The sequence below is a fragment of the Aquimarina amphilecti genome, assembly GCF_900109375.1.
GTDB classification, from domain to species: Bacteria; Bacteroidota; Bacteroidia; order Flavobacteriales; family Flavobacteriaceae; genus Aquimarina; species Aquimarina amphilecti.
Window position 1 is genome coordinate 736,742 of the sequence record NZ_FOAB01000002.1, and the last position, 15,893, is coordinate 752,634.

Sequence of the window (15,893 nt, forward strand, 5' to 3'; positions counted from 1 at the left end):
CCTTTATGAATATTGAAGTATCAGATTAACAAACAGAAAATTAATACTTAAGAGAATTAGTTTGTTTAGTTCTATTTGCGCAATCATAGAAACTATTTAATTATTTAATCAATACTTAATAATAACTATCATGAGACATCTTATAATAATTTTAATAGCCTTTCCCTTATTTACATTTGCACAATCTTTTGATTCTTCGAGGTTGGTAGATTCAATTATATCCGAAATTGACCCAAAAGGCCCTGGAGTTGCAATAGGTATAGTCCAGGAGAATAAACTTAGCTTTTCAGTAGCTAAAGGAATGGCAAATTTGGACTATAACCTACCAATATCGAATTCAACTAATTTTAGATTATCTTCCTCCTCCAAGCAATTTACGGCTGCTTGTATTATTCTTTTGGCAGAACAGAAAAGGCTTAAATTAGAAGATGAATTGTCAAAATTTTTTCCAGAATTTTCCGAAAATATTGGAAATGTTACAGTCAGACAACTGTTAAATCATACTTCGGGTATTAGAGATTATATGTCTCTTTTAATGCTTAAAGGATCTAGACAAATGGATTTCTTTAATAGCTTTATTGGAGAGGATCGTGATATTATGGATGTAGTTTCGAATCAGAAGGGACTTTCTTTTGATAGTGGAGTAGAGCATAGTTATTCTAATACTAATTATTGGATTCTGGGTGAAATAGTGGAAAAAATTACAGGAAAATCATTAGGTGATTATGCCAAGGCTAACATCTTTATGCCTTTAAAAATGACAAACACTTCATATGTAGAAAAAACGGGTCAATTGGTTCCTAATAGAGCTGCGGGTTATGTGAGTGAATGTCTTGATTGCCCAAGAGAGGAATATCGTTTTCAACCAGCTACTGTAGGAGATGGAGGGGTTGTTTCTAGTATTGATGATTTAGTATTATGGGAAAATGAATTTCATAATCAGAATTTATTTTCAAAGAAATTTTGGTCAATGATGCTAACTAATGGTATGCTAGAAAACGGAAAGGAAATATCCTATGCTTCTGGGTTGATAAAAGGAGAACAAAACGGACAGAAAATGATATCTCATAGTGGTCAAAATCCGGGTTTCAGTTCTGATTTAATTAGATTCCCTGATCATAACTTATCTATAATAATTCTTGCTAATCAAAACTGGTATGATATAAGGTTATATGCTATGCAGATAGCAAATTCTTTTTTTCCTCCTAAAGATAAACCTAAGAAGTCAGCAGAAAATCAAAAATTGAAACCTATAAAATTAACATCTGTAGCATTGGATAAATTCGTTGGAGATTACCGTTTTATAGAAACTAATGAACATAGAACGATAAAAAGAAATCAGAATCAACTTTTTTATGTCCGTAATAACGGTCCTACCAGTAAATTAGTTCCTCTGGGAGAAAACAAGTTAACTTTTGAAGACAGGCCAAATGTAATTTTAACTTTCGATTTTAAAAATATTCAGAAGAAAAACATAGTGTGGAATGATGGTCCAATTACATTACATGCTGAGAGTTATACTAAAACATTATTGGATGTTAGTGAGTTGAATCTTTTTAGCCAGAAATACAGAAATGATGAATTAGACTTAGAGTTTAGGTTGAAGATGGAAGATAATCAACTTGTTTTTCCAATTTTTAATCAAAAACTTCCTTTGGAGGCTGTTAAAAAAGATGAATTCAATGCTATGGGAATGTTTACGTTAAGATTTGAAAGAAGTAAAACTGGAAAAATCATAGGTTTTAATCTTGATGCTCCTAGAGCAGCTAATATAGCTTTTACAAAAATAGAGTAGTATTTACAGGATTATATATTCTTCAGTAAACAAAAAGCTTCTTATAACAAGAAGCTTTTTGTTTGAAAAATAAATTTAAGTCATACGATCTAGTTTTATCATATATTTCAATTTAAAAAGTGTCGTAAAATTCTCTTCATTTGGCGGTTTTGAGATAGTTACTAAATACAACCGTTAGTAATTTTGACGTAATAGTAATCATAAATTGATAGAGGTATGAAGGCAACAAGTATACTAAAACACGAAAAAAACTTTTTTGATACAGGTAAGGACTCTGCCGGTAAAGAATTTTTACTAACTCCAAATACAGTTCCCATTCAAGGTACTTTGGATACAATGTCTTATGTACAATGTAGACCTAAAAATGAAGATACATCATTTTATGTTCAAGAAAAACATACCAAAAAGCAAATTGTACTGCATTATACCGCAGGTTATTTAAAAGGAGATGTAGCTGCTTTATCTAAGCCCAATTATCGTGTATCTGTGCCTTTTATTATTGCCAGAAATGGTGCGATTCTTAATATGTGGTCTTCTGCATATTGGGCGTATCACTTAGGTTCGAAAGCAGTAGGAGGAAATACCAAAGGAGGTAAAAGAAGCATTGGAATAGAGATGTCCAACATAGGATTTTTGAAAAGAATTGGAGATCAATTAGTAACTGTATATAACGATAATGATGTGTATTGTGATATCAGCGAAACTCAATTTTATATAAAGTTAGATACACCATATCGTGGAGAACAATATTTTGCTACTCATACTGGAAAACAATATAATAGCTTAATCAGTCTGCTTAAGTATCTGACAGCAGAATATAATATACCAACAGTATTCTTGCCAGAGGATAAACGTTATGGTGTGGTAGCAGAAAAAGAATTAGTTAGTTTTAGAGGCATTACTTCTCACGTGAATTATAGATCTTCTGGGAAGTGGGATATAGGTCCTGCTTTCGATTGGGAGCGAATCATCAATGGATTGTAACATAGCCGTTTTAGTCGGAAAATTACTGGCATTTGCCGTTTTTGTGATAGCAAAATAAGGGTGATTTCCCATAATTTTGAATCAGTGTTAATCCTAGTACTAATTCATTAAAATTCCCTAGAAATGAAAAATAAATATGTGTATTTGATCAAGCTCTGTCTTTTAATTATGATATATAGTTGCGCGAGCTATGGCCCTAAAAATAAAAACCTGTCTTTGGTTTTGTCTAAAACCCAACAAGCTATCGGTAATTTAGAAGAAAAAATAACGATTACGGATGACAATGATTTAAAAGCAGCTTATAATGAGTTGACCGAAAAAAGTGCGGTGTTATTTCCAGTTTTAGAGAATTGTAATGATAAATATGCACTTACTCCGGAGTATGTTGCGACTTTAGAAGCAACAGAAAATACCTTAAGAAAACTGAATGAGGAATTCGAAATAATGAATAACAAAACGTTTGTTCTAAATGCGGTATCAAAAGATTATGAGGCAAAACTGCAGACCATAAAAAATACAGCACAAAATAATGCTACTACAACAATTAAAGTAATGGTAAATTCTAGCGAAAATGATGGTTTTTTCGTTTTTGGGAAGTTGTCTTATGAACAAGATTTAGATATTAAACGTTTTCGATTTAATCAACCTACACAAAATGCTTCTCTAGATTTTGTTCCTGGATATTATCTGTTTTGGTTAGAAAAAGATGGATTAATAGGAGAACCAGAACTACACCTTATTATGAGTAATGGTGGCGAAGAAGAAAAACAACTAGTGTTAAAAACCCCAAAATAATTAGACCAATGCTAGTAAGTAGATTAAAAGAAGTTTGGAAAGAGATTACGTTATTAAGTACATGGATAGCGTCAATTACAGGAGCTTTTATCATCCCATTACCTTCTTGGTATGCTACAGATGATAGTACTGCTTTTCTTATGAAGTTTGGCGTTTTTATAGCAACGGCATTAGCAGGTTTTTTGATTTTATACTCGCTAAGACATAAACTGATTAGAACCTGGATGCGCTTATCGCTTCAATTTTTATTGATGTTTGTAGGGATCTATGCCACCTATCATTTTTTTAGAGAAGCTAATACATTACCCTATGTAGATCATGATATCGTAATAGGAAATGAAATGATCACTAATAATCCTTTTGATGCTTTTAAGGAATCTCATGGATTTTTACCAGAAAGAAAAGAACGCATGTTAATTCTATTAGGAGATCCAGAAAAAGCTTGGACAAAAGATAGTATTGTCAGTAATAGAGTTCAGCTAATAATACTGCTGTTTCTTTGTTATTTATTATCTGCAGGATTTATTATTTCTTTTTGTAACCTGATTATACTCTACAAAGAAAAATATAAGATTAAAATTGAAGAAAATTAAGATGCTATTTTTTAAAATATAAGGATATGTGCATAACTAGAAAATCAAATCAAAACTATTACTCAAAAAACAAGTTTTTGAGGCCAGTATTTTTTTTATTTATGAAACATCTGTGTTGATTTTCTAAAATGTTTTACAATATATTTACGAATAGATTAATTGATAAAAATTTGACCTTGTGAAAAATACTACTACGAGTTTAATCTTACAGATTGTGGCACTACTTTTTTTAGTGGTTATTGGGTATCTGATATTTAATTCTAGTTCTAACTGGAAAGTTATAACATCAGAACTTAATAAGGCAAGAGAAGAATTAAAACAATCAAAAGAGGTAATTGTTACGACCAAATCTCAGTTAGAGAGTTCTAGGAAAGAATTTGAGCAAATGAAAACCCAAAAAGATTTAATTATCCATAAAAGGGATTCATTAATTCTTTCGTTTAAAAGAAAAAATGCTAAAGATTGGTCAGAATTACAACAAATTAAAGATTCTATAAAAATCACCAATGATCAATTATCAAAAGACCGAGCGATATTAAACGGTGTTTTTGGATTAGAACAATAAGAAATATTTAGCTATTTGTAAATTAACTATCACATGAAAAAAATAATCTTAACTTTTTTACTCTTATATGTATCAGTATCTTTTTCTCAGGAGATTGATTCTCTTAAGGTAATTGAAATTCCAGAAAGTTATTCGGACTATAAAGGAGAACCTTTTATAGTAAAAAAAGACAGCTTATATCTCTTTAGAACTCCTGATGTATTTTTAGTTAACAAAAAATCTTTTTTAGCTATCAAAAATGTATATCAAAGTACGATAGAACAAGATAAAATGACTAAAGAACTTATTGAAAAGTATTCGCAAACATTGCGTAGAAATATCGATTTAGAACGCAGTCTAAAAATTAATTTTTCTAAGAGCGATAGTTTAGATCAGAAGGTATATGAAAAGACTCAGGCAACTTTATTAAATACCCAGAAAGCATTAGATTATACTATAAACAGCCTAGAGAAAGCAACAAATAGCCTTGATATTGTGGATAAAGCTGCCAAAAGACAAAGAAGAAAAGGAGTTTTTGAAAAAATTCTTATAGGTGTTGCAGGTGTTGGAGTTGGAATTCTGGTTGGTGTTTCATTATAAATCGAAAAATAATAGAGTTTAAATAGTGTAATCTCAAAGAATTATTATACAACCTTATAATACCTCATTTAACATTTCATATTAGTTTCATTAAAGAAATGATGAGTAGTTTTACGTTAAATCGGAAAAATTTCTAATCAGTTTGTCTGTAAATACTTTTTAATGACTTTTTCTAAAGTTTATTTTCTTCAAATCATATCGTATCATAATAGAACAAATCTAATTGTTTGTATTGTTCTTGGTTTTTTTTTCTTCTCTAATCTTTCTTATGGGTTCCAAGAAAAGACCAAAGTGGATAGCCTTCATAATTTAATAAATACAAATGATAAAGAGAACGCCAAAAAGGTAGATCTTCTTAATACCATAGGTTTTGAATATTGGATTATAGACGCCAATGAATCTATTCATTTTGGAAAAGAAGCATTACAGATATCCAAAAAAATCGGATATAGCAAAGGTAAGGCTAGAGCTAATCGGATAATCGGAGTAGCTTATTGGGCACAAGGGCATTTAAATACTGCATTGACTTATTTAAATACTTCGTATAAGCTTTACAATACTATAGAAGACCAGGTTGGATTGGCGAATACAAAACTTAATATAGGAATGGTATATGCCGATCTCAAAGAATATAAAAAAGCACTAAATTTTTATGAAGAAGCAATTAATGAGTTTACTGCCCTAGGTTTAAAGGGAAGAATAGCAACCACATTTACCAAAATAGGAACCATTCTTATAGACCAAGAGAAGGATGCAGAAGCATTAAAATATCTTACAGATGCGCTTCGTATGCATACTGATACTAATTTCACATATGGCATAGCAGAAGCACATAATAAATTAGGGATATTGTACCTTCATAAAGATGAGATAGAGCAAGCGTATTATCATATAAGAAAATCTATGGAGCTTGGTAATAAGGTTAATGATATTGATGGGTTAACTAATAATCACATAATTCACGGAAAAATTCTAAGATTATCAAACAAACTGGATGAAGCGACAGTTGAAATTCGAAAAGGATTAAAATCTGCCAAAGAGAATAAACTCAAGAAGTACGAATTATTTGCCTATGAAGAATTAAAGGAAATTAAAAAATTACAAGCTAAACCAGAAGAAGCGTTGGCTTTCTACGATAAGTTTATTTTTCTCAGAGATTCTCTTTTAAATTTAGAGAAGTCAAAACAAATTGCATATTTAGAATTTGAAAATCAGTTAGAAAGAAAGGACAAAGAATTAGTAGCGCTTAAAGAACAAGAAGAGAAGGATAATCTGATTCAGTTTATTTTAATTCTAAGTGTCGCTATTATATCGATCTTTGGAAGTCTTATCTATATCATAAGTAGGCAACGAACTAGAAAAAGCAGACAACTTGCTGTGAAAAAGCAAGAACTTTTAGAATCTGCACATGCCTTTGCTCAGAAAGATTTAGAAAATTTAGCATTAAAACAGCAAGAGTTACAACAACAATTAGATTTTAAGAATAAAGAACTCTCCTCATATGCGCTTAATTTTATAAAGAAAAACGAAATTGTTCAGCAATTACAAGAAACTATACAGAAGATTAAAAAATCTTCTTCTATTGAAAAGCAACAGTTAATTACTGATCTAAATAAAATAATTAAAAAGAACCTAAGTATTGATAAAGATTGGGAAGATTTTAGCCGGTTTTTTGAAGATGCTCATCAAGGTTTTTATGCTAGGTTAAAATCAAAACATCCAGATTTAAGTTCAAACGATTTAAAAATTTGTAGTTTAATTAGGTTAAATCTCAATATTAAAGAAACTGCTAGCATTCTAGGGATATCTCCCGAGAGTGTAAAAACTGCCAGGTATCGTCTTCGCAAGAAAATTGAACTAGATCCTAAACAAGAAATCCTTACTTATTTATTACAACTAGAGGAATAAAACAATAAGAAGTATAAATTTAGAAAACATAAATATTTTATTTTAAATTACTGAAAATCAGAATATTAATTTTTTGTTGTCTACCTAATGTAGCCTAGATATGCTCAGTTTTTAACTTAGGTTCACGTATTGTATACGTCTTTTTTATTGCATTGATTCCATTGCCTCCTACATTTATGGTATTCTAAACCTATAAAATTATACTCTTATGAAACCTAATACGAGATACGTTAAAAGTGGTCAGGTAAATATTGCTTATCAAGTTTTTGGTTCTGGAGCTGTGGATTTGGTTTATATTCCTGGATGGATTTCTAATATTGATTGTATGTGGGCTTGTCCAGAACTTGTTAGTTTTTTGCAAGAATTAGGTAAAATAGCGAGAGTTATTTTATTTGATAAACGAGGAACAGGACTTTCTGATCGTATATCTACATTTCCTACTTTAGAAGAAAGGATGGATGATATCAGAGCTGTGATGGATGCAGTCGGGTCTAAAAAAGCGGTCCTTTTTGGTCATTCAGAAGGAGGTTCTGTATCTGCTCTTTTCGCAGCTACCTATCCAGAACGAACCATTTCTTTAGTTTCTTTTGGGATATTTGCTAAGAGAGTATATAGTCATGATTATCCTTGGGCGCCAACTAATCAAGAGCGTCAAAAGGTGTATGATATGATCGAAAATAATTGGGGTAGTGGAGATATGAATTTGGAGGCACTTGCACCCTCTAAGGCGAATGATAAAAAATTTATGGATTGGTTAGCTAGTTATTTTAGATCTGGAGCCAGTCCAGGTGCAGCAATGATGTTGACAAAATTAAATACACAAATAGACATTGTAGATATTTTAGGTTCTATTAATGTTCCCACACTTATATTGCAGCGTACAAACGACATCGATGTAAAAATTGAAGAAGGACAATTTATAGCAGAACGAATTTCCGGAGCAAAATTCGTAGAGTTAGAAGGAGATGATCATCTTTTTTGGGTTGGTAATACAGAAACTGTTCTTCAAGAAATGAAGATGTTTATTTTGAATGTAAAACCAAAGCCAGTTTCTGAGAAAAAGCTCTACACTTTTATGGTTGGACATATCAGCACTCCGATAAATAAAGATAGCGAACTACATAAACTCATTAGAGAATGTGTCGCCAGATATGGAGGAAATGTAGTGATATATACTAAGAATACATTTACATTAACTTTCCAGGGACCAAGTACAGCAGTTTATTGTAGTACTGAATTAATGGAAATTGTTAAAAGCACCAATTCACAAATATCCATTGGGATTGATATTAAAGAATGTTCTATTATAGATTGTATTTGCGAAGAAACTGAGGATTTTGTAACCTTAGTAACCAAACAGAGTGTACCTAATCAAATTATAGTAACCCAGATGGTAAAAAACTTGTTAATCGGTGTACGTATTAACTTTATGCCTCATGAAACCATTTTTAAAACAGAATCGGGGAATTCCGTTTTACTATTTGAGGTTTTTAACAATACTCCTATAGATACTAATAGAATTAATGAAAACAAGTATCCACAACAAGACTCTTTGTTACAAAAAGTGATTCAAAATATCAATCATCACCTGAGTAATGACTACTATGGTGTAACAATGCTTTGTACGGAAGTGGGTGTTAGTGAACGACAATTGCAGCGTAAACTTAAGGCCAGTACTAATATGTCTCCTAATCAACTAATTTCTTCAATTCGTTTAAATCGAGCAAAGGAATTGATTATTGGTCAACAGAATACCATTGCGGAGATCGCTTTTCAGACTGGGTTTTCTAGTCCTTCATATTTTTCTAAACGCTTTAAAAAACAATTTGCTATTAGTCCATCAGAACTAGTTAGTTAAGGAGTATTTCAAAATGATTTTTTTATAATAATATAGAGTTAATAAAAGTCAGCTTTTAAGATGATATTTATGATACAGAGCTTCTATTATAGTAAGATTTAGTGGTTTTATTAAGTATTCAGGAACAAAATATTTAGGTTTAAAAACTTGAGAATATTCTTTATTAATTGACGAAGAAAGAATAAATATTTTTGTCTTTACTTTTTTGGAGTAAAGTTTTTCAAATCTTTCGAGTAACTCCCAACCATTAATATTCGGCATGTCTATATCTAAAAAAATGATATCTGGTTCAAAAGATTGATCTTTTTCGAATCGCTCAAGCACCGTATGCCCATTTATAAATTCTTCAATACGTTTAAAACGTTTTGATTTTAACATCAAATATTTGTTGAGGAAATTGGTTGTTTTATTGTCATCAATAAGTACGGTGTGATTAATCCTAGACATGACTCCATTTTTTTAGTGAGGGGTAATTTAGATCAGATATCAAGTGAAGTGTGATTTTTTGAGGTTTATTTCGATAGATATATCGATGAAATAAATACTTTTTCGACAGAATACAGGGTATTAATTATTTGTTAATCAATTTTTTAGGGGAATTTATTGTCATAAAGAAGGGTTTTACCTTATGTATTTTGAGGGAAAATTCCCGAAAAAAGCTGTTTATTGTCTTTATCTTCATAAACTGATTATTGAACCTTTTTATTGTGCATTTGGTCGAAAAAACAATCACATCATCGATTTTTAAGATAATTTCTGCTAAAACATCCCCTTCGTACTATTTAAAAACGGGCAATATTTATACTGAATTTTCGGATTCACTAAACTAACTAACTATTTTGGCATGATTAAAAATTACTTGTGTTTCATTGTATCCTTATTGTATTTTCATAATAATAAGCGCATTACCAAAGTATTACTATTTACCTTAATTGGCTTTTTGTGCATTACAAATACGAATGCGCAAAGTTGTACTCTGAATGCTGGTATCAACCAAACTATTTGTATTAACGATGTAATGCAATTAGATGGTAATAGTCCTGATACCTATGCAGATGGTCCTACTTGGACTCAGATTTCAGGACCAACAGTAGTTATTAGTGACCCTACTATTGATAATCCTGTTATTACAGGTTTTATAGGAGGTAATACATATGGATTTAGATACTCTGCGGAATGTTTTAATGGGGATACTCCTTTTCAGGATGTAACAATTACAGTGCTTCCAATCACAGAAGCTGCTGTAGGGGCTGATATAGCATCGTGTCCAGATACATCTGGATCTATTGTGATCAATGCAAATACACCAGGTAATGCTGGAGAAACAGGTGTTTGGTCTATTGTAGGGAGTAATAATGCGGGTGTAACTATTTCTGTTCCTACTTCTACGTCTACACCTATACTATTACCAGAAGGTAGCGCAGGAGTTTCAACACTCCGTTGGACAATCACTGGACCTATAGATCCAGGCACAGGAGTGTTTTGTGAGTCTTTTGCTGATTTGACGGTAACGAACTTTGGTGGAGAACAACCAGTGAGTGCTGGTCCAGATATACCCTTAGACAATTGTTATACAGTAAGCCAAACCACTACTATGGATGCCTCCTTTGGAGGAGCTGGCTTTGGCGGTCAGATAGGAACTTGGACATTTCTTAGTGGTCCAACAACACCGACGATTAATGATCCTAATTCGAATACTACAGGAATAGGTAATTTAAGAGAAGGTACCTATACATTTTTATGGGAAGTAGCAGGGCCTTGTTCCACGGGAAGTGACACTATTACTATTACTGTCGATGAAGCGACACAGGATGTAACAGGCGCTACAATTCAAAATAATAATCAAAGATTTTGTGATCCTTCTGTAACTGAAACTACTTTGGTAGGTTCTGTACCTGAAAATACAGATGAAACAGTACTATGGGAACAAATAGATGGAAATCCTCCAGTAACTATTGTAAGTCCAACCAGTAGTACAACTCAAGTTACCGGACTAACTTCTCCAAATGCATATCAATTTAGGTATACTATCACAAATACAAATACTAATTGTGATGAAGAAGCAATAGTTAATGTTCGTTACAATGTAAACCCTATAAGTATTGATGTAAATCCTGGAATGGGAGATGATATCATAGGTACTTGCGGGCAAACTTCTTTTGATATTGACTTTAACTTTACTAGTGGAAATATAACAGAATACCAGATTGTTAATGGTCCTCCAGGATCTACAACAGGTCCAATATCTGCAGGGAGTAGCCCTGTGACCATTGAAAATTTGGATGTAGAAGGAACATATACCATAGAATTTATAAGAAGAAGAACAGGGAATTTATTTCAGGCTTGTGATGAGGCTAGAGATTTTGTTAATGTTACCGTTTCCTTAATACCTACAATAGCAAATGCAGGATCTGATCAAACTTTTATTTGTGGGCAATCAGGAGGTAATTTGGCAGGTAATGCGATTACTACTGGACAATCTGTATGGTCGCAAATATCAGGGCCTAATCAATCTACTATTGCTGATATTTATGCTCAAAACACAGCAATTTCAAATCTGATTCCAGGAGAATATGTATTTAGGTATTCGGTTAGTGCAGGTCCGGACTGTACACCTCCATCTTTTTCAGATACAACTATTTTTGTATCACCTCTAGATAATAATCCAGTAGAAGCAGGTACGGATCAAACAGTTTGTTTTAATGCGCCTGTAACCTTGGCTGCAGATCCTCCTGCAGATAGTCAAACAGGTACGTGGTCTTCTCCAGACGGTATCGTATTTTCAGATGTTAATGATCCTAATGCTATTGCCTCAGGTTTTGTAAACCTATCTACAAATTATGTACTTACTTGGTCCTTAATAAATGATTTTACTTTTTGTGGGCCAGCAGCTACAGATACAGTAACTATAACGACAACTGCCGACGAGTCTCCAACTATTGCCGATGCGGGAGCTGATGCTTGTTTGGGAGCCGGAATTACTAATATTACATTGGCAGGTAATCAAGAACAAGCCGATGAGACAGGTACTTGGACAGTAACACCTTTGGCAGGAGTGGTTTTTACAGATGATAATCAATTTGATACTGATGTAACATTACCAGGTGATGGAACTTATGTATTTACCTGGACGATTGAATATACCAGTATACCTCCATCTCCAGCTTGTACGGCAACTTCGGATACTGTAGAAATTACTGTAGCAGGCGCTGCCATGGCTGAAGCTGGACCTAATCAGGATGTATGTGCTACCTCATTTACAATGGCTGCCACTGATCCTGCACCGCTAGGAACAGGAACTTGGAGTTTGGTAACAGGTATAGGTGGTTTTACAGTGGATGATGTAAATAGTCCAACAGCTACTTTCACTGATCTATTAGATGGTACGTATGTATTTGAATGGGCAGTAGAATATGGAAGCTGTACTACGGCTACCGATCAAGTAACTATTAATGTGGGAATTCCAGTAACACCTGCAGTTATTCAAGGTGGTGATCAAGTAGTTTGTGCTGCTGACAATACCGTAATTACTGCAGACCCTTTAAATAATCCAGTTACCGAAACAGGAACTTGGACAGTGATTTCAGGGCCAAACAATCCAACTATCAATAACCCTAGTAGCAACAGTATAACAGTTACAGATTTGGTAACAGGTTCTTACACCTTTAGATGGACAACTGTAGGAGGATCACCAGTTTGTGATCCTAGATCAGATTTTGATGAAATACAAGTTGATGTATTCGCACCAGCTACTGCAGGTGCAGATCAAGATTTGTGTAATGTAAATAGTGTGTTTTTAGAAGCCACAGAAGGAGCAACAGGAACTTGGACTGAAGTTACTAGTAATGGATCCGTAATTACACAATCTCCTTCTAATAGTAATAGAGCTAATGCCACGATTACACCAGGTAATACCTACACCTTTAGGTTTACCACAGATTATACGGGACCAGGTGCCATATGTAATAATTCTGATGATGTAGTTATTACAGTTACTGGCGGTCCTAGTGCTATGCCATCTGCCGGTACCAATCGTTTTGTTTGTGAAGATAATAATGATTCCATTACCTTGAATGGAAGTACTCCTCCAGCAGATCCAGGATTAACAGCTACCTGGAGTATTATAGAACAACCTTCAAATACTGCTTCGATACCAGCAGGAGATATCAGTAATCCAAATGCTACTCTTAATGGATTAACGGTACCAGGAGTATATATATTACAATGGAATTATTCAATAGGAAACTGTACAGATGAGTTTAGTATCGTTCGAGTAGAGGTGTTCGAAGCACCAGGAGCTGCAGAGGCTGGTCCAGATCAACCAAACGCTTGTCAGTTGGATGTTCAAATGGCAGCAACTGCTACTTCTGATAGTAGTAACGGTGTTTGGTCATTTGCGAACCCAGGAGATGACCCATCAGGTGGAGTCGTAACTATAGAAAGTATTAATAATCCAGAGACTAGACTATTAAATGTTCCTGATGATGTTGGCGATGACGGTATTGATGATGTATATGTATTGACTTGGACAGTTTCTAATTCCAATACAGATCCTTTTACAGATCCGGTATCTCCTAATTTATGTGATACACAAGTAGATACTGTTACAATTACTTTTACAGGAGCTCCACCATCGGATGCAGAAGCAGGTCCGGATCAGGATTTTTGTGATGAAACACAAACTTTTATGGATGCTGATCCAATTACAAGTGGTGTTGGTACTTGGACACAAACAGGAGGTCCCGCAGGTCCAACAATTACTGCTCCTAACAATCCTGAAAGTTTGATCATAGATTTAGCTCCTACACCAGTAGGTGATCCTTATATATTTACGTGGACAGTAGTAGGAGGTGGATGTACCAATGTGGATACCATGGAAATTATTGTCAGATCTAATGCAGCGGTAGCAGAAGCAGGTCCTGACCAAACATTACCAGAGCTTTCCTTGGTAACTTTGGACGCAACAGCAACAACAATAGGACAAGGGGAGTGGTCACAAGTATCTGGACCCAATACTGCTAATATCAATGATCCACTTGATCCCGGAACTGATGTAACAGGAACGATAGTCGGCACTTATGTTTTTGAATGGACAATTACAAATGGTGACTGTGATCCTGCTACAGATCAAGTAACCATTATAATAACTCCAGTATCTGATTTAGAACTTACAAAATCAGTAACACCTTCTTCGGTAAATATTGGAGATCAAGTAACATTTACTGTTTCTATTTTTAATAATAATACTACACTCACTAATTCATCAGATGCTAGTGGTGTTAGTGTAGAAGATTTGATACCTCTTGGATATACTTTGGTACCGGGAACAGTAAGTAATGGAGGAATTTATAATGCAGGAAATCTGTCCATAACTTGGGTAGGATTGGATGTTGCTAGTGGGGATACTTTAAATTTAACGTATGATGTGATTGTAAATTCTTCAGGACCATACGTGAACTCGGCTCAGATTATAGCAAGTGACAGTTTTGATCCGGATAGTGATCCTTCTACCGATAATACTGTGGATGAAAATGGTGATGCTGATCCGGATGATGATGATGAAGACACAGCAAGTGTAACCATAATATCAGCAGATTTAAGTTTAGGCAAAACAGTAGCACCGGCTTCAGCTGATGTTGGAGATTCTGTAGTGTTCACGATTACTGTTACTAATGGAGGAGCAAATTCGGCAACTAATGTAGTTGTAGAAGATCAGTTACCGGCTGGATATTCATATCAAAGTGATAATAGCGGAGGTAATTATGCTCCCGGATCTGGGGTTTGGAATGTAGGAACTGTAGCTGTTGGTTCACCCGAGAGTATACAGATTACGGCTTTGGTCAATGCTCCGACAGGTGCAATTGGAGAATACAATAATGTTGCAGAGATTACTGCAAGTGATCAATTGGATCCAGATAGTACCCCTGATAATGATGATGGTAATCAGAGCGAGGATGATGAGGATAACTTTGAAGTTACTCCACAGACCTCAGATTTAAGTATCAATAAGGTAGTTAGTAATACGACTCCAAATGTAGGCGATGTGGTTACTTTTACGATCACTTTAAGCAATGCTGGTTCAGATGCGGCTACCAATGTTTCGGTAGCAGATGTTGTACCTGTAGGATATAGCGGAATAAGTAATATTGTCCCTGTTATAGTACCAGCAGGTAATACACTTACCTGGACAGGATTAGCGGTGCCAGTGGGTACCGATACAGTTACCTTAAGTTTTGATGCTGTTGTAGATGCTCCAACCGGTGCTGTTGATGAGTATTTGAATCAAGCAGAGATTACTGCAAGTGATCAGTTTGATCCAGACAGTGATCCTACTTCAGATAGTACAGTTGATGATAATGGCGATGGTATTGCTGATGATGATGAGGATACTGCTGTTGTGGTTATTCAATCTTCGGATTTAAGTATAACAAAGAGTATTGATAATAGCAGTCCAAATGTTGGCGATACAGTCACTTTTAGTTTAGTGGTTAGTAATGCAGGACCAGATGCTGCTACGGGAGTTTCAGTAGAAGATGTATTACCAATAGGGTTTACTTTAGTAGCTGTTAATAACGGTGGTACTCCAGATCTTCCAAACAACACTGCGAATTGGAGTGGATTGAGTATCCCTTCTAATAACGGAAGTATTACTTTAACTTATACAGCAACTGTTGAAGCACCAACGGGAGCTGCGGGAGAATATACGAATGCTGCTCAGATCACGGATAGTGATCAGTTTGATCCGGACAGTGATCCTACGGCAGATGATACTGTTGATGATAATAGCGATGGTATAGCCGATGATGATGAGGATAG

At 34.1% G+C, this 15,893-nt stretch carries 10 protein-coding genes; 9 read left to right on the plus strand and 1 reads right to left on the minus strand.

Annotated elements, in window-relative coordinates:
* Positions 1 to 130 precede the first annotated feature (130 nt).
* The 8 genes from BMY33_RS07540 to BMY33_RS07575 all read left to right on the plus strand — a co-directional run bounded on the left by BMY33_RS07540 (position 131) and on the right by BMY33_RS07575 (position 9,077).
* On the plus strand, positions 131 to 1,795 hold the full coding sequence (locus tag BMY33_RS07540) for a serine hydrolase domain-containing protein (protein WP_091407165.1): 1,665 nt from the start codon (positions 131 to 133) through the stop codon (positions 1,793 to 1,795).
* Positions 1,796 to 2,011: 216 nt separating this feature from the next.
* The gene (locus tag BMY33_RS07545; protein WP_091407167.1) at positions 2,012 to 2,779 is read left to right on the plus strand and encodes an N-acetylmuramoyl-L-alanine amidase; all 768 of its coding nucleotides are present in this window, start codon (positions 2,012 to 2,014) and stop codon (positions 2,777 to 2,779) included.
* Between the two features lie 123 nt (positions 2,780 to 2,902).
* Complete coding sequence (locus BMY33_RS07550; protein ID WP_139195610.1) at positions 2,903 to 3,574, plus strand: hypothetical protein; 672 nt, start codon at positions 2,903 to 2,905, stop codon at positions 3,572 to 3,574.
* An 8-nt stretch (positions 3,575 to 3,582) separates the two neighbouring features.
* Entirely contained in the window at positions 3,583 to 4,167 is a 585-nt protein-coding gene (locus tag BMY33_RS07555) for a hypothetical protein (protein ID WP_091407170.1), read from the plus strand.
* A 178-nt stretch (positions 4,168 to 4,345) separates the two neighbouring features.
* Positions 4,346 to 4,732 (plus strand): hypothetical protein, encoded by a 387-nt coding sequence (locus tag BMY33_RS07560; protein WP_091407172.1) that lies wholly within the window; start codon positions 4,346 to 4,348, stop codon positions 4,730 to 4,732.
* 33 nt (positions 4,733 to 4,765) lie between these two features.
* Positions 4,766 to 5,311, plus strand: coding sequence for a hypothetical protein (locus BMY33_RS07565; RefSeq protein WP_091407173.1), 546 nt, complete (start codon positions 4,766 to 4,768; stop codon positions 5,309 to 5,311).
* A gap of 162 nt (positions 5,312 to 5,473) precedes the next feature.
* A complete protein-coding gene (locus BMY33_RS07570; RefSeq protein ID WP_091407175.1) occupies positions 5,474 to 7,219 on the plus strand; it encodes a tetratricopeptide repeat protein in 1,746 nt (581 codons plus the stop codon).
* A gap of 208 nt (positions 7,220 to 7,427) precedes the next feature.
* The gene (locus BMY33_RS07575; RefSeq protein ID WP_091407176.1) at positions 7,428 to 9,077 is read left to right on the plus strand and encodes an alpha/beta fold hydrolase; all 1,650 of its coding nucleotides are present in this window, start codon (positions 7,428 to 7,430) and stop codon (positions 9,075 to 9,077) included.
* A gap of 48 nt (positions 9,078 to 9,125) precedes the next feature.
* Here BMY33_RS07575 and BMY33_RS07580 read toward each other — a convergent pair whose 3' ends face one another.
* On the minus strand, positions 9,126 to 9,524 hold the full coding sequence (locus tag BMY33_RS07580; protein WP_091407178.1) for a response regulator: 399 nt from the start codon (positions 9,522 to 9,524) through the stop codon (positions 9,126 to 9,128).
* Between the two features lie 397 nt (positions 9,525 to 9,921).
* On the opposite strand from BMY33_RS07580, the gene BMY33_RS07585 reads away from it, so the two are divergent.
* A partial coding sequence (locus tag BMY33_RS07585; RefSeq protein ID WP_139195611.1) for a DUF11 domain-containing protein occupies positions 9,922 to 15,893 on the plus strand: 5,972 nt, incomplete at its 3' end.

Coding starts and splice junctions, on each gene's coding strand:
- BMY33_RS07550 (WP_139195610.1), top strand. CDS start 2,903: ATGAAAAATAAATATGTGTATTTGATCAAGCTCTGTCTTTTAATTATG.
- BMY33_RS07540 (WP_091407165.1), top strand. CDS start 131: ATGAGACATCTTATAATAATTTTAATAGCCTTTCCCTTATTTACATTT.
- BMY33_RS07545 (WP_091407167.1), top strand. CDS start 2,012: ATGAAGGCAACAAGTATACTAAAACACGAAAAAAACTTTTTTGATACA.
- BMY33_RS07565 (WP_091407173.1), top strand. CDS start 4,766: ATGAAAAAAATAATCTTAACTTTTTTACTCTTATATGTATCAGTATCT.
- BMY33_RS07570 (WP_091407175.1), top strand. CDS start 5,474: ATGACTTTTTCTAAAGTTTATTTTCTTCAAATCATATCGTATCATAAT.
- BMY33_RS07575 (WP_091407176.1), top strand. CDS start 7,428: ATGAAACCTAATACGAGATACGTTAAAAGTGGTCAGGTAAATATTGCT.
- BMY33_RS07580 (WP_091407178.1), bottom strand. CDS start 9,524: ATGTCTAGGATTAATCACACCGTACTTATTGATGACAATAAAACAACC.
- BMY33_RS07555 (WP_091407170.1), top strand. CDS start 3,583: ATGCTAGTAAGTAGATTAAAAGAAGTTTGGAAAGAGATTACGTTATTA.